The following is a 20,947-nucleotide window of genomic DNA, read 5'->3' as shown; positions in this document are numbered from 1 at the left end:
CCGCGAGCGTCACCAGGGGCTGGGCTCGTAGTCCTTCAGGAAGACGCCGTGGATGTCCTCGCCGGCCTCGCCGCGCACGATCGGGTCGTACACGCGGGCGGCGCCGTCGACCAGGTCGAGCGGGGCGTGGAAGCCCTCCTCGGCGAGGCGCACCTTCGTGTAGTGCGGACGCTCGTCGGTGATCCAGCCGGTGTCGACGGCGGTCATGAGGATGCCGTCCTTCTCGAGCATCTCGCCCGCGCTGGTGCGGGTGAGCATGTTGAGCGCGGCCTTGGCCATGTTCGTGTGCGGATGCCCCGGACCCTTGTAGCGGCGGGAGAACTGCCCCTCCATGGCCGACACGTTCACCACGTACTTGCGGTGCGAGTCGGACGCCGCCATCGACGCACGCAGGCGGCTGATCAGCAGGAAGGGCGCCGTGGTGTTCGCGAGCTGCACCTCGAGCATCTCCAGCGGGTCGACCTGCTCGATCGACTGCACCCAGCTGTTGACGCGGTTCACATCCGGCACGAGTCCGCCGGCGTCGATCGCGGTGCCGTCGGCGTGCTTCTCGAGCGACGACGACCCGGGGGCCATGGCGAGCCGCGCGAGGTCTTCGGCTGTGAGGGCCTGTCCGCCCTGCTCGGCGACCGTGCCGCCGAGGGCCGCGACCGACAGCAGCGGATGCGCGTCGACGGATGCCTGCAGCGCCTGCGGGTGCGGGTCGGCCGTGTGACCGAAGGTCTCCATCTCGGGCAGCGGCCCGTCGGGCAGCGGCTGCAGCTCGGCATCCGCCAGCAGCGAGTAGGCGCCGGGCGAGCGACGCACGGTCTGCGCGGCGTTGTTGATCAGGATGTCGAGAGGGCCCTGAGCCGCGACCGAGTCGGCGAGACCGATCACCTGGGCCGGATCGCGCAGGTCGATGCCGACGACACGCAGCCGGTGCAGCCAGTCGGCCGAGTCGGGCAGAGCCGAGAAACGCCGCACGGCATCGCGCGGGAAGCGGGTCGTGATCGTGGTGTGGGCGCCGTCGCGCAGCAGCCGCAGCGCGATGTGCATGCCGATCTTGGCGCGGCCACCCGTGAGCAGGGCACGCTTGCCCGTCAGGTCGGTGCGGGCGTTGCGCTTGCCGTGGCTGAAGCGCGCGCAGTCGGGGCACAGCTGGTGGTAGAACGCGTCGACCTGCGTGTACGGCTGCTTGCAGATGTAGCAGTTGCGGGGCTTGAGCAGCTCGCCCGCGATCGGGGCGTCCACCACGCTGGTGGCGAGGTCGTTGCCTCGGGTCTCGTCATCGATGCGGTCGGGTGCCCCGGTGGCGGTGCGGGCGACCACGGCCTTGTCGGCCTCGGCGATCGCGTCGCGGATCTCCTTGCGACGCACGCGCTTGACGGCCTTGAACATCGCCGCGGTCGCGTGGCGCACGGCGACGAAGTCCGGGTGCTCGTTGTCGATCTCATGCAGCTCGGCCAGCACGCGCAGCGTCGTGGCGAGATCGTCGGGGTCGATACCGGCACCCGGGTCGGTGGGTTCGAGGGGCGCGTCGGTCATTGTGCCGATTTTACGCGAGTGTCCTGGGCATCCGCCGTCACACGGCGCCAGCGCTGGCGCCGAGTGCACGGCATGTCGCCGAGCGCACGGCGCATCGACGTCGGAGAGCCGTGCACTCGGCGAGATCCCGTGCTCTCGACTGGGGTGGGGGTGGGGGGTCAGCGGCGGCGGAGGGCGGTGAGGACCGTGCCGTTCGCGCCGGCCCACTCGCCGAGCGTGGCCGGGACGATGGGCGGCACCCGGTGGAACGAGGCCCGCTCGCCCACGTAGCGCTCGGCGAGGGTCACCAGCTGATGCGGCGCCTGAGCGAGCCCGCCGCCGATCACGATGCAGCCCGGATCGACGAGCGCGCACAGGGTGAGGATCGCCTCCGCGAGCGCCGACGACGCCCGTTCGACGATGACCGTGGCCGCGGCATCCCCCGCGGAGTGCGCCGCGAGCAGCCCCTCCGGCCCGCCGGTGCCCCCGACCGCGACCCATGCCCTGCGCAGGGCGGGAGCGCCGATGATGGTCTCGAGGCAGCCGCGGCGCCCGCAGGAGCAGATGCTCCCCTCGGGTTCGATCGTGATGTGTCCGAGCTCGCCCGCCGAGCCATGTGCTCCGGGGACGACCTGTCCGTGCGCCACGTGCGCGCCGGCGATGCCCGTGCCCAGCGCGAGCACGAAGACGTCGTCGACACCGGCACCCGCACCCCACGAGGCCTCGGCGACGGCGGCCGCATGCCCGTCGTTGATCACGTCGACGGGGATGCCGAGCTCGGCGCTGAGCTGTGCGCCCAGCGGTCGGCCGTCGAGCGCCGGGATGTTGGTCGAGCGCACGACCACGCCGGCCGCCTCGTCGACGAGTCCGGGGATCGACAGCACCACGCGCTCGAGGTCGGCATCACCGCGGAGGGACGACGCGATCGCGGCGAGCCCTTCCACGGGAGACGACTTGGGCGTCGCATGTCGGCCCCGATCGAGGGGCTTCGGCGGGGTGTCCAGCGAGGCGCGCGCGGACGCGAGCAGATGCTTGACGCTCGAGCCCCCGACGTCGAGCCCGAGCACGACGGGGGCGCCTTCCTGCACTCTCCTGGTCGATCGGGTCGGCTCGCCCCGGGTCACGGGGTGGCCACCCGCGCGGCCGCGCGGGCCTCCCGCCGCAGAGCCTGCTTGTCGGGGTCCGGCACCGGAACAGACGCCAGCAGGCGCCGGCTGTACGGATGCTGCGGAGCCAGGAGCACCTCGTCGGCGGATCCGGTCTCGACGATCTCACCCTTCAGCATCACGGCCACCCGGTCGGAGATCTCGTGCACGACGGCGAGGTCATGGCTGATGAACAGGCACGCGAAGTGCATCTTCGCCTGCAGGGTGCGCAGCACCTCGAGCACCGCGGCCTGCACCGAGACGTCGAGCGCGGAGGTCGGCTCGTCGGCGATGATCAGCTCGGGCTCCAGGGCGATGGCCCGGGCGAGGCCGATGCGCTGACGCTGGCCACCGGAGAGCTCATGCGGGTACCGCGAGGCGTAGGTGCTCGGCAGCTCGACGGCTTCGAGGAGCTCGGCCACCCGGGCGCGACGCTGACTGCCGCTCGTCGGGAAGCGCCGGCGCTGCACGAGCAGTGGTTCCGCGATGGCCTCGCCGACCGTCATGCGCGGGTCGAGACTCGAACCCGGGTCCTGGAAGATGGCGCCGACACGACCGCGCAGCTCGCGCTCCCGACGTCCGGAGACGCCGCCGCGGCCGACCTTCTCGCCGAACAGCGTGATGCCACCGCTCGACAGCGGCAGGAGTCCGAGTGCCGCACGGCCGAGGGTCGACTTGCCCGACCCCGACTCGCCGACCAGGCCGAGGATCTCGCCCGGGGCGATGCGCAGGCTGACGCCGTCGAGCGCGAGGAACGGGCGCCCTCCGCGACGGTAGGTCACGCTCGCGGCATCGAGCTCCAGCACGGCGGCCGCGGGCTCCGGCTCCTCGTCCCGCTCGACGACGCTCGCGATGTCCGGCAGCGAGGGCACGGCGCTGAGGAGCTTCTTCGTGTAGTCCTCGCGCGGTGCGGTGAGCACGGCGCGGGTGTCGCCCACCTCGACCATCGTGCCGCGGAACATCACGGCCACCCGGTCGGCGATGTCGGCGACCACGCCCATGTTGTGCGTGACGAGGAGGAACGCGGTGCCCGACTCGGCCGCCAGACGGCGGATGAGGTCGAGGATCTCGGCCTGCACGGTCACGTCGAGCGCGGTGGTCGGCTCGTCCGCGATGATCAGCTGCGGCTCGCACGCGAGCGCGATCGCGATGACCACGCGCTGGCGCTGGCCACCGGACAGCTCGTGCGGGTAGCTCTTCGCCCGCCGTGCGGGGTCGGGGATGCCCACGCGCTGGAGCATCTCGACGGCGCGTTCCCACGCGTCGGCCTTCGAGATCTGGCGGTGGTTGAGGATGGCCTCGGTGATCTGGTCGCCGATCCGCATGCTCGGGTTGAGCGCGGTCATCGGCTCCTGGAACACCATCGAGATCTCGGCGCCGCGTACGGCGTTCATCTCGCTCTCCGGGAGCGGCAGCAGCTCGCGGCCGGCGAGGCGGATCGATCCGGTGACGGTCGCCGACTTCGGCAGCAGCTTCAGGATGGCCATGGCCGTGACGGACTTGCCGGAGCCGGACTCGCCGACCAGGGCCAGCACCTCGCCGGGCTTGACCTCGAGGTCGATGCCCTTGACGGCCTCGACCGCGCCGTCCTCGGTGCGGAACGTGACCCGGAGGTCGGAGATCGACAGCAGTGCGGCGCTCATGCGGCACGCCCCTTCACGTCGAAGAAGTCGCGGAGGCCGTCGCCGATGCTGTTGAAGGCGCAGACGGTCAGCACGATGCAGAATCCGGCGGGGAAGATCAGCCACCAGGCGCCCGCGTAGGTGTAGGTGATGCCGCTGGTGAGCATGGCGCCCCAGTCGGTGGCCGGCTTCTGCAGGCCCATCCCGAGGAACGAGATGTAGGCGACGAGCAGGATGGCGTCGGCGACCTGGAAGGTGGCGTTCACGACGATCGTGCCGACCGTGTTCGGGACGATGTGCTTGAGCACCGCGCGGGAGTGCGTGCCGCCCATGGCGCGCAGCGCGAGCACGTACTCACGGGACTTCAGCGAGATCGACTCGGCGCGCACCAGACGGGCGGGCACCAGCCACGAGACGAGGCCGATGACGCAGATCATGAGCGGGACGCTCGGGCGCAGGATCGCGGACAGGATCAGCAGCAGGAACGTCGCGGGGATCGCGATGCCCGCGTCCACGACGCGCATCATCACGGTGTCGACGGCGCCGCCGACGTATCCGGCGATGGCGCCCCAGAGCGTGCCGATGACGGTGGCGAGGATGCCCGCGGCGAGTCCGATCAGGATCGAGATCTGACCGCCCATCATGAGCCGTCCGAGCACGTCGTATCCGACGTCGTCCGTGCCGAGCGGGTGGCCCGGGCTTCCCGGGGGCAGCATCGTGCTGCGCAGGTCGGTGTGGATCTGGTCCGTCGGGTGGATCAGGGGACCCAGGAAGCAGAACAGCAGGAACAGCACGATCGTCACGATGCCGAAGACCGCGAGCTTGTTCTGCAGGAAGCGGCGCATGCCGCGCTGACGCGGGGTCAGCGTGCGCATCACGATGGTCGTCGTGCTCACGAGAGCTCCTCTCGGGTGCGCGGATCGAGCAGCGCCTGGATGATGTCGGCGAGGAGCGATCCGATGACGGTCGCGAGGGCGATCACCAGGATGCAGCCGATCAGCACGGGGTAGTCGGAGGTCTGCGCCGAGGTCCAGAACAGCAGGCCCATGCCGGGGTAGTTGAAGAGCGACTCGACGACGATCATGCCGCCGAACATGACCGGCAGGTAGTAGCCGAGCATGGCGATCACGGGGGTCAGAGAGTTGCGGACCACGTGGCGGGTGATCACCACCGGCACCGAGGTCCCCTTCGCACGCGCCGTGCGGACGTAGTCCTCGGAGAGGTTGTCGATCGTGGCCGAGCGCATGTAGCGCGAGAAGGTCGCGATGATGCCGAGTGCCGCGGTGAGCACCGGCAGCACGAGACCGGCCGGGTTGGCGAGCACGTCGCCCACCGTCTCGCCCTGCGGCGCCTGGGCCGGGACGAGGCGCAGCCACTGCGCGAACACGATCACGAGGATCAGGCCGAGGAAGAACGACGGCGTCGAGTAGACGATGAAGTTCCAGGTGGTGAGCGCGTAGTCGGCGGCCTTGCCGCGGCGCACGGCCTGGAAGATGCCCATCGGGATCGCGATGATCAGGGCGAACAGCATCGAGATCAGGGCGAGGATCAGCGTCTTCGGGAGACGCTGGCCGATGGCGTCCGCCACCGGTCGGTTCAGCTTGAAGGAGTCTCCGAGGTCGCCCTGGACGAGCTGCCCGAGGAAGTGGAAGTACTGCTGCCACAGGGGCAGATCGAAGCCGTTCTCCTTGTTGAAGGCGTCGATCTGCTCCTGCGAGGCCTGCATGCCGAGGATGCCGGCGGCCGGCCCCTGCGGCATGGCGAGATGGAGCAGCGCGAACACGATCAGCGTCACGATGAGGATGACGATCCCGCCCTGGCCGACCCGTCGCAACAGGTACCACCAGAACCGCGGGCCGCCGGCCCTCTCCTTCTTCTGCTGCGCGTTCTGCGCTGCTTCCACCACGCTCATGTCACCTGCCTGTTACTTGGTCCAGGACCAACGCTGCGGAAGGAACGACGCACCCGGGTCCTGGTGGGCGATGTCGAGTCCGTCACGGACGACGGAGACCTGGTAGACCGGGTTCGGCATCCACATGACCGGGAGGTCGGTCGCGAGGTACTCGGAGTACTTCTTCGCGATCTCCGGGTCGGTCGAGAAGGCCATCGCCTGGACGAGCTCCTCCGCCTCGGGGTTGTCGTACTGGCCCGCGTTCCACTTGGTGTCCTTCGCGAAGACGCGCTCACCGGTGGCGTAGGGCGGGAAGTACCAGCTGCCCGCGGTGCCGAAGAAGACGAGCTCCCACGTGCACGCGCTGCCGGTCTTGCACTCCTGCGCCTGCGTGAGGACGGTGTCCAGCGGCTTGGAGTCGATCGTCATCTTGACGCCGATCTTGCCGAGCGACGACTGGATCTCCGCCATCATGTTGTCGGTCTCCTGCGAGCCGTTCTGCGTAGTGACGACGATCTCGGCCTTCGAACCGGCGGCGATGCCCTCACCGCACTGGCCCGCACCGGCACCGGCGTCGGCGCACTCGAGCGTGCCGTCCGAGCCCTTGACCCAGCCGTTGTCCGTGAAGAGCTTCTCGGCCTTCTTCAGGTCGAACGGGTACGGGTTGTCCTTCTGCACGTCGGACAGACCGCTGGAGTCGGCCGTCTGCGGGATGGGACCGTAGTCCGGCGTCGCCGCGCCGTGCCAGACGACCTCGGAGATGGTCTCCTGGTCGACGGCGTGCTGCAGCGCCTGGCGCACGTAGAGCTGCTTGTAGAACGAGCCCTTCTCCGGGTTGGCGAAGTTGTACGGCATGTACGTGATCGACCAGCCGGCCCACGGCTCGATGCTGTAGCCCAGGTCGGTGAACTGCTTCTCGTTCGTGAGCTGCGAGCTCGTGACGTAGCCGTAGTCGACGTCGCCCGAGCGCACCACGTTCATCTCGGCGTCGGCCGAGGTGAAGGGGAGGAACCGCACGTTGTCGATCTTCGGCTTGTCCTCGCCGGTGTACTTCTCGTTGGCGGTGAGCTCGACGAGACCCGAGTCGGACCAGCTCTTGACCGTGTAGGGACCGGCGACGGTCTTCCACAGGTCGTTGGTCGCGTAGGTCTTCATGTCCTCGGCCTCGGAGAAGAGGTAGTCGAGGACGTCGGCGGCACCCGCGGCGTCACGGTCGTGGTCGCCGATCTCGCCGTCGGCGCTGGTCTTGTCCCAGACGTGCTGCGGCATCGGGTACATGAGGCTGAGCTGGTTGCCGAGGAGGAACTCCTCGTTGTAGACCTTGTCCATCGTCAGCGAGAACGTCTTGTCGTCGATGGTGGTGAACTCGGTGATGTTGTCCGGCATCAGGCCGGCGGAGTAGCCACCGGTCTTCTCGCCGTTGAAGCGCACCAGGTTGTACCAGAACTCCACGTCGCGCGAGGTGACGGGCTCGCCGTCCGACCAGTCGAGGTCGTTCAGCGTGATCGTGATGGTCTTGCGGTCCTCGGAGAACTCGTAGGACTTGGCGGCGGAAGCCAGCTCGTCCCAGCCCATCTCCCCGTCGACGCCGTTGTACTCGAACAGACGCGGCCACATCGTCGCCTTGATGGCGCTGTTGTGGGTGGCCATCTTGTCCGGCGACGAGATCGGCAGGATCCAGTTGGGTCCGGTGCCGACCTGGAGCGCGAAGCTGACGGTGTCCTTCTCGCCTGCCCCGTTGTCGCCCGAGGTGCCGGCCTGGCAGGCGGTGAGGGCGAGCGTCGCGACGGCGAGCGCACCCAGGGGGGCGAGCAGCCGGCGGCGCAGCGACTGAGATCGCATGTAAACCTCCTTGTTCAACGCCCCGTCACCCGAAGCGTTCGTCCGATTTATGACGTACTTTGAATCATGCCCGAACAAAGTCAGGGACAGAAGTCGCTCTTGTTACGTTTAAGTAACTAACTTCCTTCGATTCCAGCGAAAAGCAGGACGGGCGGCTCAGCCGACCATCTCGGCGGTGAGATCGGGCGCGACCTCGAACGCGTCGAACGGATGCATCGGGCGCTGGATGCGGTGATGCCCGAGGCGCTCCAGGTCCTGGTCGACGCCGCCGGGGGTGAGCGCGAGCGTCCAGCCGCGCATGATCGCGTAGAGCTCCGGCTCGAGGTAGCCGATCTTCGTGACGACGATCTGCGCCGCCGTCGGGTCGAGGTCGATCGAGGTGAAGTCGGAGACGTCGTGGTACGCCTTGCGGAACTCGGTGACGATCACGTGCAGACCGCCGACGCGGATCACCGCGATCCCGCCGGCATCCACGTCGCCCTCGTGCAGGCTGTGCAGCACGCCCTCGACGAGCACGGGCCCGTGCGGACCGCTGTCGACGCGCGCGCCGACCTCGACCGAGACCCGCTCACCCACGGCGTGGCCGCGGAGGATGTCGAGGGCGCCCTTGTCGAACACCGAGGCGCAGAGCGTGACCGGCGCGTCATCGGCCGTCAGCTCGGGCTTCTGCAGCAGCTGGGCGAGGGTCCAGGTGACGTCACCCGTGCCGCCGGCGCCGGGGTTGTCCCCCGAGTCGCTGATGAAATACGGGGTGTCGGTGGCGGCGAGACCGGCCGCGACGCCCTCATCGAGGGTGCCGGGAGGGCCCACGAACTCGAACTCGTCGCGCACGTCCCAGAACGCGCGGCCGAGCTCGGCCGCCGCAGCCGCGGTCGCCTCGTCGTCGGTGCCGGTCACGACCACCGTCGCGTGGCAGCGCGGCTCGTCGGCCCAGGCGTAGCCGATCCAGATCGCCGCGTCCGTGACGCCGGGGCGCGACTCGATCTCGGGGATGCGGGCGTAGAGGCTCTTCGCCGGCTCCACGCGCGTGCTGGTCTTCTCACCGGGGAGCAGGATCGGCACCCGCACCCAGGCGCGGCGCGGCGTGACGCCGCTCTCGAGCGCCTCGACGAGGTTGCGGATCGCGCGGTCGCGGGTCTCCCACGTGTCCTCGTGCGGGGCCAGCCGGTAGCAGGTGATGATGTCGACGTTCTCGATCAGGGTGCGCGAGACGTTGCCGTGCAGGTCCATGGAGGCCGAGACCACGACGTCGGATCCGATCACCTCGCGGATCGCGGTGATCAGGTCGCCCTCGGCGTCGTCCAGCCCCACGACGCTCATCGCGCCGTGGATGTCGAAGAACAGGCCGTCGAGCTTCTCGCCGTCGGCGACGAGCGCCCGCAGCCCGTCGCAGATCCGCGCCTTGATGCTGTCGTAGACCTCGCGCAGCACCGCACCGCCGGGGATCGACCGGGCGTAATAGACCGGCAGCCACTCCGCGCGGCCGCGCATCTCGCCCTCGCGCAGCGAGTCGTAGCGGGTGACGAGATCGTCGCCCTCCAGGCGGAGGAAGTCCCGCTCGCCGGCGCGGTGCGGCGAGAAGGTGCTGGACTCGATGGCCATGCCGGCGATGGCGATGCGCGGGAGCGTGGAGGTCTCGGTCATGCTCCGAGTCTAGATCGCACGTCGAAGCAAACCAGGCAACTTGTTCCGAATTGGTACAAACTTGAGCCGATTGCCGAAATTACTAGGCGGCGCTGCGCAGCTCCTCATCGATTCTCGCAGGGTCGAGCATCCGCTCCAGCAGCTCCCAGGCGACACCGCGCGCCCCCGCCAGCGCACCGGCCCGGCTCACCCCGATCTCCAGCGCATCCGTCGACATCGGCAGGCAGAGCGTGAAGAGCGCCTGGCGGACGCCCGCCACGAACGCGTCGGCCGTGGCCAGGCGCCCGCCCAGCGCGAGCGCCTGCGGGTTGAAGAAGTTGATGATGGTCGCGAGCACCTCGCCCGTTCGCGCGCCCGCCTCCCGCAGAGCCGACGTGGCCTTGGGGTGCGCGTCCTGCGCCAGCGCGAGCACGTCGTCGAGCGACTCCACGGCCACGCCCGCCTCTTTCAAGGCGTCGACGATCGCGGCCCCGCTCGCGACCACGTCGAGGCAGCCGACGCGTCCGCACGAGCAGATGATGGGCGGGGCGTTGTGCAGCGCCACGTGGCTGATGTCGCCGGCCACCCCGCGGAACCCGCGATAGACGGCGCCCTCGAGGATGATGCCGCAGCCGATGCCGCTCCCGGCCTTCACGAACACGAGCTGCTCCTGCTCGCCGCCCCGCTCGATGAACTCGCCGACGGCCATGGCGTTCGCGTCATTGTCGATCAGGAACGGCAGCCCCGTGACGGAGCCGAGGACCTCGCCGACGTCGACGCCGTTCCATCCCGGCATCCGCATCGGTGCGAGCAGGCGCGAGGTGCGCGAGTCCACCGGTCCGGGGAGACTCATCGCGATGCCCTCGAGCCGTAGTCCGCCGTTGTCCTTCGCGAGACCCTGCGCGCACTCCCACACCTGGCTCACGACACTCTCGACGCCGTCGAGGAGGGACACCTGGGCGACCGTCGATGCGACGACCTCGGCCCGGCGGTCGAACAGCGCGACGGTCGCGTGCTGCTCGCCGAGCTCGACGCCGGCGACGACGCTGCCGCCCGCCTTCACCGTGAGCACGCGAGGTCGTCGGCCGCCGCGCGACTCGCCCTCGCCGTTCTCCTCGATGTATCCGTGGGCGATCAGCTCCTCCACCCGGAGGGCGACGGTCGACGGGGAGAGCCCGGTCAGGCGGGCGAGGTCGGCGCGGGACTGCGCCGCTCCGGTGCGCACCAGCCGGAAGATCTCACCCTCGGAATGTACGGTCTGGGTAGCCGGCGCCACGGTGTCCTCGAATCATCTTGTTTCGGTAGTCAAACAAAGATAGCCCCAGGACTGGAGGAGTGTCACCCCCTATGCGTCACTCTTCGACGCCGTCCGACTCCGGGTTCAGCCAGTTGAGCGCCGCGACCCGGTTCGCCGCGAGGGAACCGCGCGACTCCCCGTTCACGCCCATCGCGTCGAGGATCGGGCGATAGGCACCCGCGTCGTCTCTCACGAGCACTCCATCCGAACGGCCGCGCTCGATCCCGAATCTGACCCGGCGTGGTCCGTGCTCGAGAAGCAACTGCCACACGTCCATCTGCACCGGACCGGTGAGCTCGAACACCGACCACCCGCTCTCGAGCAGACGGCACGCCAGCCAGGCAGCGGGTTCGTCTCGCGGCGCCAGGTGGTCGAGGAACTCGGCGAGGTCGGGGGTGCTCACCCTGGTCAGGGTACGGGAGTCGGCATGTGACGCACGGGCCGCGCAGGGCGCAGACTGGCACCATGACCGATTCCGACCCATACCTGCTCGGCCCCGGACTCCTGCCGACGCCGTTCACCGCCGCCGAGATCCGCGATGCCACCGGATCGGGGAAGACGATCCGGCTACTGCTCGAAGGACCGGATGGCCCGTTGGGGGAACACGTCAACCGTTTCCACGACACCGACGACGAGGGCGCGACCCTCGATCGGTGGGCCGACGACGACCCGAAGGCCGTCGTCTCGAACCGGGTGACCTGGGTCGAACTGCAGGGGCACGCGGCCTTCGATGCGGGGACGACGAGCGTGTCGACGGTGACACTGACGACGCCGCTCGGGCAGCTCACGTGCCGTCGCTACGACACCGATGACGGCGTCTTCTGGTTCTCGGTCGACCACCCCGGGATGCCGGTGCAGTACGAGGCCGACGGCATGCGCACGACCGTGCTGAGCATCGAACAGGACTGAGCCCCGCACGAAGGAGGGCGAGCCCGCGCGCGGACCCGCCCTCCTGCTCTCGCTCAGTGCCCAGCGGCGCCGACCACCACGAACTCGTTCGGCACGACATCCAGCGTCGCGTCGGCCGAGACCTCACCGGTGTGCAGGTCGACCGCAAGGATGCGTTCCTTCGCCGGCTCGGTCACGTAGGCGATGTCGCCGACCACGTGCAGGCCCGGGTGCGGCTGCTGCCACTCGGTCGGACTCTCCCACGGGTCAATCACATCCCAGGTGTCGACGAGCTCGCCCGACTCGTCGAGCAGTGACAGGCTGCCGTCGGCCCCGAGCACCACGACGTTGTCGTGCGCGTCGCGCCCGACCCCGCGCCAGGTGTACTCCACGCCTTCCGGGAGGTCGACGATCGAGATCGCCTGCGCCGCGGTGTCGATGCGCGCGAGCTGCGACAGCAGGTATCCCTCCTGGTCGGGGTCGGTCTTGTAGTCGCCGAAGGCGATCGCGCTGGCGTCGCTCACGTACGCGTTGCCGGTGCGACCGAACTCGTCGGGCGCGTCGATCTTGGTGAAGGCCCCCGCGTCGAAGAGCAGCACCCCGTCTTCGCATCCGAACATCACGACCTCGCCCTTGAGCGCCCCTTCGCCGTGCACGCTCGGGCACTGCTCGTTGCGGGCGAGCTCGGTGCCGCCGGCCGCCAGGTGCCGGACTCCGCTGCGCGCCTCGGCCGTGCCGATCGTCGCGAGGATGCTGCCGTCGGCGAGCTCGAGTGCCACCCCGTGATGCGCGGCCTCGGAGGTGATCGTGTCGGCCTCCGGAAGCGTGCCGGTGCCGACGGCATCCGTGTCGAAGATCCGCACCTCGCCGGTGCCGTCGTCGAACAGGGCCGTGCGCCCTGCGTGCGGGACGGCGTGGCCGGCCGCTTCGGCCTCGAACACCTCGCCGGTGAACTCGACCGTGCCGGACGCGAGGCCGGAGTCGAGCACGTGGAATCCGTCTTCAGCGGTGACGAAGACGTGGCCGTCGTGATCGCCGGCGCCGTTGACGCGCAGGAAGCCGCCGAGCTCGACCCGCCCGACGGCGTCGAGGGTCTCGCCGTCGAGCACGAGCACACCGCCGTCGTAGATCACGGCGATGCGGGTGTCGCCCTCGTGATGGTCGTCGGGCGGGGAACCTGCGGTGCTCTCGGCGGCGGGACCTGAGGTCGCGCATCCGGCGAGCGCCACGGCGGCGATCACGCCGAGGGCGCCGATCGCGAGGCGGCTGCGGGGTCGGGACATGGATCGTCTCTCCTTCTTCTGGGTGGGTGCGCGGGATGCGCGGCGACGACCGGAGTCGTCGAGGGCTCAGCCGACCTGCTGCACGAACCGGGGGTCGAGGTCGGCGAAGGTTCGGGTGACGGTGCCGTCGCGGTGGTCGATCTCGTGCACGACCCCGGTCGCCGGGTCGGTCACGTAGGCGTGCTGAGCGTCGACGAGCAGCTGCACGCTCTCGCGCAGGGCGGGGTCGCCGACGGATGCCGCCAGCAGCGGCTCCGTGCTGGCCAGCACCTCGCCGTCCGACGCGAGCACCCGCACGCGGCCGTCGGCATCGATCACGACCGTGCGACTATCGTCGTCGCCGAGGGCGGCCGCGCGCAGCAGGGGCACATCCGAGGGGAGCAGCATCCACTGTCGCTGTCGCACATCGAGCAGCCCAGCACCCTGCTCGCCCGCGACTCCGGCGAGGTCGGGGCGGTCGGTGCGGCCGGCGAGGCTGGTCACGGGGGCGACCGCCGCGGGATACGGGATCGTCTCGGCAGCGATGGCGCCGCCGACCTCGCGGGTGAAGAGCACGGCCCCCTCGGTGCAGCTGAACACGACGCCGACACGAGTGAGGTCGGCGTCGGAGGGGTTGGTGCACGGAGTCACAGCGCCGGGAACCGGGGAGCCCGCGGGGTCGAGCAGTTCGATCCCGGCGCCGGCTGTCGGCACGAGACGATGGTCGGCGAGGAACGCCACGGGGCCGGACGCATCAACGGTCGCGCGCGGGGCGGCATCCAGTCCATCGGCGAGAGCGTCATGGACGAGCAGGACCAGTTCCCCGCTCGCGAAGGTGACCGTCGCCCGCTGCGCCCCTGCGACGACCCGCACTTCTCCTTCGCCCTCGAGGGTGCCGAGGGCGCGGGGGCCGCCCCGGAACGAGTGGGTGTGATCGCCGTGCGGCACGGTCCAGCGCGCGGAGTCGATCACCTCGACCGCGGTGCCGCCCTCCGCGTCGTGTGCGCGGTAGACGAGGCGGCCGTCGCCGAAGAGGCCGGTGACATCCTCGCGTGCCGGCGCGAGAGTCGAGCGCTCCTCGGTGTCGAGGTCGAGGAGCGTGAGCTCGCCGCGACCGTCCGCGATGACGAGGGCGAGGGCTGGGGCGGCGACTTCGGCGGCGTCGCCCGCGTCGATGCCGTGCGCGTCGGGAGCGGCCGATGTCGCCGGTGCCGTGGGAGCGGCCGGCGCGCAGGCGGTGATCCCCAGCAGCAGCCCGACCGCGGCGGCGACAGAGGCGGTGCGGGAGGCGGTACGGGATGCGGAGGCGGCGCGAGGGGAGCGAGGGTTCATGACGATCTCACCTTATTGAGAACGATTCTCGTTATCAAGTCGAAAGTACTCCATGCTCGCCACGGCCGAGGGTGCGGCGCACGGGCTGGAGGAGAAAACACGGAACCAAGGGGCTGCGGGGCGGACACGTCCTTCGACGCGCGCGATCTCCTTCATTTCGTGTCATGCCCACGACCGGTCGGTCTGAACGTCGGCAGCCCGGCGTAGGGTCGCACCATGAGCAGCACAGCATCCGCACGACGTCATGGAGTGGTTCCGTCCTATCTGCTCGCGCGACTGGCCGAGTCGGGTCGCTTCCCCAAGGCGGCCGCCGCCGCACGGCAGACGCTCACCGCGGGCCGTCCGCCGTTCCGCGCCCGGATCGACCTGTCGATCGACGAGAACGGCGACCTCGTGGCGCAGTTGTCGGACGCCCCGAACCGCACGATCAGCGATGCCGGGAACACCCAGCAGCTCCCGGGCGCCGTGGTCCGCGGCGAAGACGACGCCCCGGTGGAGGACACCGCGGTCAACGAGGCCTTCGACGGGCTCGGGGCCACGTTCGAGATGCTGCTCGCCGCCTTCGCCCGCAACTCCCTCGACGACGCCGGCGCACCGCTGGACGCGACCGTGCACTACGGCGTCGACTACGACAACGCGTTCTGGGACGGCGAGCGCATGGTGTTCGGCGACGGGGACGGCGAGGTCTTCCAGCACTTCACCGGCTCGCTCACCGTGATCGGGCACGAGCTCGCGCACGGCGTCGTGCAGCACACCGCGAACCTCGAGTACCAGGGGCAGCCCGGCGCCCTGAACGAGTCGATCGCCGACGTGTTCGGCGCCCTGACCGAGCAGTATGCGCTCGGACAGACGGCCGACCAGGCGACGTGGCTCATCGGCGCGGAGATCTTCACCGACGCGGTCGAGGGCGCGGCCCTGCGCTCCATGATCGCGCCCGGCACCGCGTACGACGACGACGAGCTCGGCAAAGACCCTCAGCCCGACCACATGAGCGGCTACGTCCGCACGACGGAGGACAACGGCGGGGTGCACATCAACTCCGGCATCCCCAACCGCGCGTTCGCCCTGTTCGCGATCGACCTCGGCGGCAAGCCCTGGGAGCGAGCCGGAACGGTCTGGTACCGCGCACTCACCGGCGGCCTGTCGAGCACCGCGACCTTCACGCAGTTCGCCGATGCCACCGTCGCCGCCGCGACCGCGATCGACGCCGCCACCGCCGACGCGGCTCGACGCGCCTGGGCGACCGTGGGAGTCTATGGAGATGAGCGAGTCCCCTCCACCGACTGACACGCAGGTCGTGATCGCGGTGGTGCGCACCGGCGGGATCGCCGGTGTCCGCCGTCAGTGGCGCGTGGAGGCGGCACCCGACGATGCGGTGGAGTGGATCGACCTGATCGACCGCTGTCCCTGGGACCAGGACCTGGATGCCGACGCCGGCGCCGACCAGTTCGTGTGGAGCATCCGTGCCCGCACACCGTCGGAGCGCCGGGAGCGCGAGCTGCCCGACTCCGCCCTCGACGGCCCGTGGCGCGCGCTCGTCGAAGCGGTGCGCGCGGCTTCTGCCTGACGACCGGCGCGGGCGACGCATCCGATCAATCCCGTGTGAATCCGGTGCTCCCCGGCGAGCGCGGGTTCACAATGGAACCCATGGGACTGTTCCAGCAGAAGTCGGAAGAAGAAGAGAACCAGTGGGTGCTGCCCTCTGAGCCGCTCGAGCGCTCCGAGTCGGAGGTCCTCGACACGGCCCCGGTCGTCGACCCGCTGTCGATCGGCCTCGGCGCGGAAGCCAGCGGTGACCTGAGCTCGGTGCTGTTCCCGGTTGCGCCTCCCGCACCGGAGGCCGCGTCGACAGCCGATACCGAGCCGGAAGACGACGAGCCCGCGGACGACTGAGCGATCGTCCGCGCCCGGCGACGGGGCAGCGGTTCCCCCACCGTTACGGTGGAGGGATGACGATCACCGCCGCCGCAGACGGCTCCGCCCTGGGCAACCCCGGCCCCAACGGCTGGGCCTGGTACATCGACGACGACAACTGGGCGGCCGGCGGCTCCCCGCACGGCACCAACAACCAGGGTGAGCTGCGTGCCGTGCTCGAACTGCTGCGCGCGACGGCCCGCACCGACGAGAAGCTGCTGATCGAGTGCGACAGCCGCTACGTGATCGACTCCGTGACGAAGTGGATGCCGGGCTGGAAGCGCAAGGGCTGGCGCAAATCCGACGGCGGCCCCGTGCTCAACCGCGACCTGCTGGAGGGCATCGACGAGGCGATCCGCGGGCGCGACGTCGAATTCTCCTGGGTCAAGGGCCACGCCGGGCACCCGCTGAACGAAGCCGCCGACGAACGCGCGAACGCCGCCGCGAAGGCGTACCAGGCGAAGCAGGAGCCGCGCCGGGGTCCTGGCTTCACCCTCGGAACGGATGCCGGCGCTGCGGTGGCGGCCTCCGCACCGGTCGCCGCGTCCGCACCCGCCGCGGTGTCGGGTCAGGCGCGCGGGTCCGGCGCATCGGTCGCCGCGGCTGCGGCATCCACGCCGTCCCCCGCGGCATCGGCCTCGCTCGCGGAGCCGCTGTGGGCCGAGGCCTCCGACCTGCTCGACGGCCTCGATGCGCCGGAGGACGACCCGATCGTCCTCAGCCTCCCGCTCTCCAGCGACGAGCACGCCCGGCTGCGCGACCGCGCGGAAGCCCAGGGTGTCACGCTGGAAGAGGCGCTCCGCCGCCTGATCTGAGGGTCCGTGCAGCGCCGGATCCGTAGACTCGGCGGATGAGGGAATGGGCGGTGACGCGGCGGTGAAGGCCCGCACGGTCTTCGGCCTGCTCCGCCTCAGCGCGGCCGCCGTCTGCCTGGTGGCGCTCATTCACCGGCTCAGCTGGGGGCTCGCCTCGCACACGGTCGCGAGCCAGAACTTCTTCGCCTACCTGACGAACCAGTCGAACATCGCGTTCGTGGTGCTCCTGACGGTCGCCGGCATCATCGCCCTGCGCCGCGCCAGGGATCCGCGCTGGCTCACCGTGGCGCTGGCGCTCGTGCTGACGTGGACGATCACGGCCGGGCTGGTGTTCGCGATCCTCGTCTGGCAGGCGGGGGTCCGCGGCATCCGCATCGACGTGCCCTGGTCGGATCAGGTGCTGCACTTCTGGCTGCCGGCCGTGACGGTCGCGGCCTGGGCGCTGGCGCCGGGGCACCAGTCCGTGCCGTGGCGCGTGGTTCCGGTGACGCTCGCGTACCCGATCCTCTGGGGCGTGGCCACCATGATCCGCGGGCCGCTGATCGGCTGGTACCCGTACTACTTCCTCGACCCGCGACAGGTGAGCGGGCCGCTGGAGTTCCTGGTCTCGTCCGCCATCGCGCTCGGCACCTTCGCGGCGGTCGCCTCCCTGCTCGTGCTGATCAGTCGGATGCCGCTGCCGAGACGGCTGCGCGCGGACGCCGACGAGACGCCCGGCCCGCCGGACGAGGACCCCACGGTGGACGGAGATCGCGAGCCGGAGGACGCACGGGAGAAGACCCCGGTGCGCGCCTAGCGACGTGGTGCCTCTGCGCACCCGCGGCAGGCGCGGTCAGACGTAGATCGAGAGGGAGGCGAGCGCCGCGTCGAGCGCCGCATCCTCGTCGAGTTCCGCGAAAGCCGCGGCCGAGGCGCCTCCGACGATGCCCACGAGCACGTTCTCCCCCGTCGCCGGGCGCAGGTTGATCCAGGTCGGGATCATGACGTGGCCGCCGACCGCGTGCCAGATCGACTCCTCGCTGCCCCAGAACGGCTCGTCCCACCGCAGCCAGACGGTCTCGATCGCGCCCATGCCGAGGGCCGAGATCGCGCCGCGGTTGGCGAAGGGCAGCGGCGGGTCGAACTCGATGCTGCGCTCCTGCAGCACTCCCAGCGGCACCGTCACGACGACGCGGTCGAACGAGAGGGCCTCCCCCGTGCCGAGTCGCACGCTCACGCCCGTGTCGTCGTACGCGACCCGCGCGACCGGCGAGCTGAGGCCGACCTGCACCCCGTCGAGCGCGTGCTCGACGAAGGGGGTGAGACTGTCGCCCGCGGCCCGGGGGTCTCCCGTGGGCAGCGGCGGGGCGAACCAGCTGGAGAGTTCGTCCGCGTCGGCACCGGTGCGGGCGGCGAGGATGGCGAGCAGCGCGGCTGTCCCGGGATCGGCCGGATCGATACCGGCAGTGGTCAACGCGTCGGCGACCGAGGAATCTTCCGGAGCGGCCTGCGCCGCGGTCAGGGCTGCGGTGAACGGCTTCGGGTCGACCGGATCGATGTCTCCGTCCGGTGTGCGCCACAGTTCGCCCGCCAGGTCGAGGATGCCGACCTCGCCGCTGGTCAGGCGGTCGAGCACGTCGGCGTCATCCTCGCCGAAGAGCCAGGCTCCGAGCTGCACCGGCACCGGCCACGCGTCGTCGACGCGGGAGAACACGCGCCCGCCGACGCGGTCCCGCGCCTCGAACACCGTGACCTGCATGCCGCGGGCGGCGAGCAGCGCGGCGGCGGTCGCACCCGAGAGGCCGGCGCCGACCACGGCCACCCGCTCCCCCGGGACTCCGGGGCCCATGAGCTCCTCCGCCGCACGCGTGCCGGAGCTGATCGCGCCGCGCACCGTGCCGGGAGCATCCTCGTCGGTCGCCTCCCCCGCGAAGAACAGCCGGTCGTCGATCGGTCGTGCCAGGGCGGTGCGGGTCGCGCCCAGGACTCCGACCGGCGTGAAGCTGGCGGCGCCGAGGGCGAACGGGTCGCTGGTCCAGGTGCTGCGGATGCTGGCGGCCGGGGCCGGCACACCCGGCGGCGGCTCGGGCTCACGCGTGCGGGTGGGCGTCGGGGTGGGCGCGGGCTCCGGGGTGCAGGAGGCGAGAAGCACCGAGGCGACGCCGGCTCCGGCGCCGAGGAGCAGAGTGCGGCGCGTGATCCTCATCGTGTCGCCACTTTATCCCGCCCGGCGGGTTCCGCGTCGGCGGACGGCGACTCGGCCCCGCCCCTGCGGACGAAAACGCCGGGCCGGGCGGTCTCCGAGGAGATCTGCCCGGCCCGGCGTCGGCGGTGCCGATGCAGCGGATGCGGCGACGGCGTCAGACCGTGAGCAGCTCCCGCTCCAGGCGGGCGAACGAGGACTCCATGCCGTCGGCCATGCCGGTGGCGAGGATCATGTCGCGCGTCTCCTTGTCGGGGTACTCGATGAGCAGCGTGACGAGGGTCGCGCCGTCCTCTTCGTAGAGGTTCAGGTCGTTGAGCGTCTCGGTCGGCATGCCCTGCATGCGCTCGGTCGTGACCGCGCGGCGCGGGGCTTCGACCAGGAGCACCTCGCCCTCGAATCCGAACGGCTGCCCCTCGGTGTCGCCGACCGGCGCCCAGGAGTTGCGGTACGACTGCCCCACCTCGGTGGCGGCGACGCACTCCGTCATCTCCCAGCCGTCGGGGCCGAGCATCCACTTGCGGATCAGGTCGGGCTCGAAGTGGGCGCGCCAGACCAGCTCGCGCGGCCCCTCGACCAGACGCGTGATGCGCACGTGGGTGTCGTCCAGCAGCTCTACCCGGGTGCCCTTGCCCTGCGCGTACTCGCGGAGGTCCTGCAGCACGGTGTCGAGCTGCGCCATCGCCATCTTGATGCCCTCGACCTGGCCCATCTCGACGACCTGCTCCAGCGCGTCGACCGAGTCGAAGTGGCTCGTCGTGACCATGCGGGTGCCCTCGGCGGTGGGCTCGAACGCGAACGACATCCGCTGCGCGGGGAAACCCTCGAGCGGCTTGCCCTCGTCGTCGACGAAGGAGTCGATGACCTCGAAGCCGTTCGGCGCGTCGATCGACACGAACTCCCAGGCGCCGGACGACTTCTCGCCGCGCGGACCGTTCATCGAGTAGACGGCGCGCCCTCCGACCGTGTGGTCCCAGGCGGTGAAAGTGGCCGGCCATCCGGGAGGACCCCAGAAGCGGTTGAGCTGCTCCGGGTCGGTGTACGCGTTCCAGACGCGATCGATCGGAGCCGCGAAGTCGGCGACCACGGTCATGGTGAGGTTCTCGGCATCGGTGGTGACGTCGGTGACAGGCATTTCAGTCTCCTTGTTCGTTCTTGTCGGTATCGCTGTTGTCGGATGAGCCGGACCGAGGAGTCTCGGCCAGCAGGTCGTCGAGCCGGGCGATGCGCGACCGCCACAGCTCTTCGTATCGGGCGAGGAGCGCCCGGGCGCGGGCGATCATCTCGGGGTTCGCGCGGACGAGCCGCTCGCGTCCCTCGGCGCGCTTGACGATGAGGTTCGCGGCCTCGAGCACGGCGACGTGCTTCTGCACCGCGGCGAACGACATCTCGTAGTCGGCGGCGAGGGTCGAGACGGACTGCTCCCGCTCGATCGTCCGGCGCAGGATGTCGCGCCGGGTCGACGTCGCCAGTGCGTGGAAGACACGGTCGACCTCCGCTTCGCTCAGTTCTCTTTGTGCAACCATTTGGTTGTACGTTATGCCCGCGGAGAACATGTGTCAAGAGGTCCATTCAGGTGAATCCACCACCCCGCTCCGGGCGTAGGGTGGAGGGAAGGACGGACCGTC

General features: G+C 70.4%; 20 protein-coding genes. 6 read left to right on the top strand and 14 right to left on the bottom strand.

Annotated elements, in window-relative coordinates; genetic code table 11:
- Positions 1–9: 9 nt before the first annotated feature.
- From MME74_RS01755 to MME74_RS01715, 9 genes are all read right to left on the bottom strand, one after another.
- Positions 10–1,527: an SDR family NAD(P)-dependent oxidoreductase gene (locus MME74_RS01755; protein ID WP_267416928.1), complete on the bottom strand. Its 1,518-nt coding sequence runs from the start codon at positions 1,525–1,527 to the stop codon at positions 10–12.
- A gap of 158 nt (positions 1,528–1,685) precedes the next feature.
- A complete protein-coding gene (locus tag MME74_RS01750; RefSeq protein WP_267416927.1) occupies positions 1,686–2,594 on the bottom strand; it encodes an ROK family protein in 909 nt (302 codons plus the stop codon).
- A 32-nt stretch (positions 2,595–2,626) separates the two neighbouring features.
- On the bottom strand, positions 2,627–4,294 hold the full coding sequence (locus MME74_RS01745; RefSeq protein WP_267416926.1) for an ABC transporter ATP-binding protein: 1,668 nt from the start codon (positions 4,292–4,294) through the stop codon (positions 2,627–2,629).
- On the bottom strand, positions 4,291–5,169 hold the full coding sequence (locus tag MME74_RS01740) for an ABC transporter permease (protein WP_267416925.1): 879 nt from the start codon (positions 5,167–5,169) through the stop codon (positions 4,291–4,293). The genes MME74_RS01745 and MME74_RS01740 overlap by 4 nt, the downstream gene beginning before the upstream one ends.
- A complete protein-coding gene (locus MME74_RS01735) occupies positions 5,166–6,185 on the bottom strand; it encodes an ABC transporter permease (protein ID WP_267416924.1) in 1,020 nt (339 codons plus the stop codon). Before MME74_RS01735 ends, MME74_RS01740 begins: the two co-directional genes overlap by 4 nt.
- Before the next feature lie 12 nt (positions 6,186–6,197).
- A complete protein-coding gene (locus MME74_RS01730) occupies positions 6,198–8,006 on the bottom strand; it encodes a peptide ABC transporter substrate-binding protein (protein ID WP_267416923.1) in 1,809 nt (602 codons plus the stop codon).
- A 156-nt stretch (positions 8,007–8,162) separates the two neighbouring features.
- A complete protein-coding gene (locus tag MME74_RS01725) occupies positions 8,163–9,650 on the bottom strand; it encodes a M81 family metallopeptidase (protein ID WP_267416922.1) in 1,488 nt (495 codons plus the stop codon).
- A gap of 82 nt (positions 9,651–9,732) precedes the next feature.
- A complete protein-coding gene (locus MME74_RS01720) occupies positions 9,733–10,905 on the bottom strand; it encodes an ROK family transcriptional regulator (protein ID WP_267416921.1) in 1,173 nt (390 codons plus the stop codon).
- A gap of 76 nt (positions 10,906–10,981) precedes the next feature.
- Positions 10,982–11,329 carry a hypothetical protein gene (locus MME74_RS01715; protein WP_267416920.1) on the bottom strand — a complete coding sequence of 116 codons (348 nt, stop codon included), beginning with the start codon at positions 11,327–11,329 and terminating at the stop codon, positions 10,982–10,984.
- 62 nt (positions 11,330–11,391) lie between these two features.
- Here MME74_RS01715 and MME74_RS01710 point away from each other — a divergent pair, with 62 nt between their 5' ends.
- Positions 11,392–11,835: a hypothetical protein gene (locus MME74_RS01710; RefSeq protein WP_267416919.1), complete on the top strand. Its 444-nt coding sequence runs from the start codon at positions 11,392–11,394 to the stop codon at positions 11,833–11,835.
- 53 nt (positions 11,836–11,888) lie between these two features.
- On the opposite strand, the gene MME74_RS01705 is transcribed toward MME74_RS01710, so the two are convergent.
- Positions 11,889–13,097 (bottom strand): hypothetical protein, encoded by a 1,209-nt coding sequence (locus tag MME74_RS01705; protein WP_267416918.1) that lies wholly within the window; start codon positions 13,095–13,097, stop codon positions 11,889–11,891.
- A gap of 66 nt (positions 13,098–13,163) precedes the next feature.
- Positions 13,164–14,408, bottom strand: coding sequence for a hypothetical protein (locus tag MME74_RS01700; RefSeq protein WP_267416917.1), 1,245 nt, complete (start codon positions 14,406–14,408; stop codon positions 13,164–13,166).
- A 216-nt stretch (positions 14,409–14,624) separates the two neighbouring features.
- Between MME74_RS01700 and MME74_RS01695 the strand changes: the two genes are divergently transcribed.
- From MME74_RS01695 to MME74_RS01675, 5 genes are all read left to right on the top strand, one after another.
- Complete coding sequence (locus MME74_RS01695) at positions 14,625–15,695, top strand: M4 family metallopeptidase (protein ID WP_267416916.1); 1,071 nt, start codon at positions 14,625–14,627, stop codon at positions 15,693–15,695.
- Positions 15,670–15,975 (top strand): protealysin inhibitor emfourin, encoded by a 306-nt coding sequence (locus tag MME74_RS01690; RefSeq protein WP_267416915.1) that lies wholly within the window; start codon positions 15,670–15,672, stop codon positions 15,973–15,975. Before MME74_RS01695 ends, MME74_RS01690 begins: the two co-directional genes overlap by 26 nt.
- A gap of 80 nt (positions 15,976–16,055) precedes the next feature.
- Positions 16,056–16,301, top strand: coding sequence for a hypothetical protein (locus MME74_RS01685; protein ID WP_267416914.1), 246 nt, complete (start codon positions 16,056–16,058; stop codon positions 16,299–16,301).
- A gap of 56 nt (positions 16,302–16,357) precedes the next feature.
- The gene (locus tag MME74_RS18345; RefSeq protein WP_324170125.1) at positions 16,358–17,137 is read left to right on the top strand and encodes a ribonuclease H; all 780 of its coding nucleotides are present in this window, start codon (positions 16,358–16,360) and stop codon (positions 17,135–17,137) included.
- A 43-nt stretch (positions 17,138–17,180) separates the two neighbouring features.
- A complete protein-coding gene (locus tag MME74_RS01675) occupies positions 17,181–17,933 on the top strand; it encodes a Pr6Pr family membrane protein (RefSeq protein ID WP_267416913.1) in 753 nt (250 codons plus the stop codon).
- A 36-nt stretch (positions 17,934–17,969) separates the two neighbouring features.
- On the opposite strand, the gene MME74_RS01670 is transcribed toward MME74_RS01675, so the two are convergent.
- From MME74_RS01670 to MME74_RS01660, 3 genes are all read right to left on the bottom strand, one after another.
- On the bottom strand, positions 17,970–19,322 hold the full coding sequence (locus MME74_RS01670; RefSeq protein WP_267416912.1) for a flavin monoamine oxidase family protein: 1,353 nt from the start codon (positions 19,320–19,322) through the stop codon (positions 17,970–17,972).
- 154 nt (positions 19,323–19,476) lie between these two features.
- Complete coding sequence (locus tag MME74_RS01665) at positions 19,477–20,454, bottom strand: SRPBCC family protein (protein ID WP_267416911.1); 978 nt, start codon at positions 20,452–20,454, stop codon at positions 19,477–19,479.
- A gap of 1 nt (position 20,455) precedes the next feature.
- A complete protein-coding gene (locus MME74_RS01660) occupies positions 20,456–20,845 on the bottom strand; it encodes an ArsR/SmtB family transcription factor (protein ID WP_267416910.1) in 390 nt (129 codons plus the stop codon).
- Positions 20,846–20,947: the final 102 nt, after the last annotated feature.

It is taken from the genome of Microbacterium oxydans, from assembly GCF_026559675.1.
Taxonomy (GTDB): domain Bacteria; phylum Actinomycetota; class Actinomycetes; order Actinomycetales; family Microbacteriaceae; genus Microbacterium; species Microbacterium oxydans_D.
This window is presented reverse-complemented; position numbering and strand designations above follow the sequence as displayed.

Bases quoted from the DNA above. Each gene is read 5' to 3' on its own strand.
- MME74_RS01745 (WP_267416926.1), bottom strand. From the start codon at position 4,294: ATGAGCGCCGCACTGCTGTCGATCTCCGACCTCCGGGTCACGTTCCGC.
- MME74_RS01700 (WP_267416917.1), bottom strand. From the start codon at position 14,408: ATGAACCCTCGCTCCCCTCGCGCCGCCTCCGCATCCCGTACCGCCTCC.
- MME74_RS01685 (WP_267416914.1), top strand. From the start codon at position 16,056: ATGGGACTGTTCCAGCAGAAGTCGGAAGAAGAAGAGAACCAGTGGGTG.
- MME74_RS01660 (WP_267416910.1), bottom strand. From the start codon at position 20,845: ATGGTTGCACAAAGAGAACTGAGCGAAGCGGAGGTCGACCGTGTCTTC.
- MME74_RS01730 (WP_267416923.1), bottom strand. From the start codon at position 8,006: ATGCGATCTCAGTCGCTGCGCCGCCGGCTGCTCGCCCCCCTGGGTGCG.
- MME74_RS01690 (WP_267416915.1), top strand. From the start codon at position 15,670: ATGAGCGAGTCCCCTCCACCGACTGACACGCAGGTCGTGATCGCGGTG.
- MME74_RS01695 (WP_267416916.1), top strand. From the start codon at position 14,625: ATGAGCAGCACAGCATCCGCACGACGTCATGGAGTGGTTCCGTCCTAT.
- MME74_RS01705 (WP_267416918.1), bottom strand. From the start codon at position 13,097: ATGTCCCGACCCCGCAGCCGCCTCGCGATCGGCGCCCTCGGCGTGATC.
- MME74_RS01755 (WP_267416928.1), bottom strand. From the start codon at position 1,527: ATGACCGACGCGCCCCTCGAACCCACCGACCCGGGTGCCGGTATCGAC.
- MME74_RS18345 (WP_324170125.1), top strand. From the start codon at position 16,358: ATGACGATCACCGCCGCCGCAGACGGCTCCGCCCTGGGCAACCCCGGC.
- MME74_RS01675 (WP_267416913.1), top strand. From the start codon at position 17,181: ATGGGCGGTGACGCGGCGGTGAAGGCCCGCACGGTCTTCGGCCTGCTC.
- MME74_RS01710 (WP_267416919.1), top strand. From the start codon at position 11,392: ATGACCGATTCCGACCCATACCTGCTCGGCCCCGGACTCCTGCCGACG.
- MME74_RS01725 (WP_267416922.1), bottom strand. From the start codon at position 9,650: ATGACCGAGACCTCCACGCTCCCGCGCATCGCCATCGCCGGCATGGCC.
- MME74_RS01735 (WP_267416924.1), bottom strand. From the start codon at position 6,185: ATGAGCGTGGTGGAAGCAGCGCAGAACGCGCAGCAGAAGAAGGAGAGG.
- MME74_RS01665 (WP_267416911.1), bottom strand. From the start codon at position 20,454: ATGCCTGTCACCGACGTCACCACCGATGCCGAGAACCTCACCATGACC.
- MME74_RS01670 (WP_267416912.1), bottom strand. From the start codon at position 19,322: ATGAGGATCACGCGCCGCACTCTGCTCCTCGGCGCCGGAGCCGGCGTC.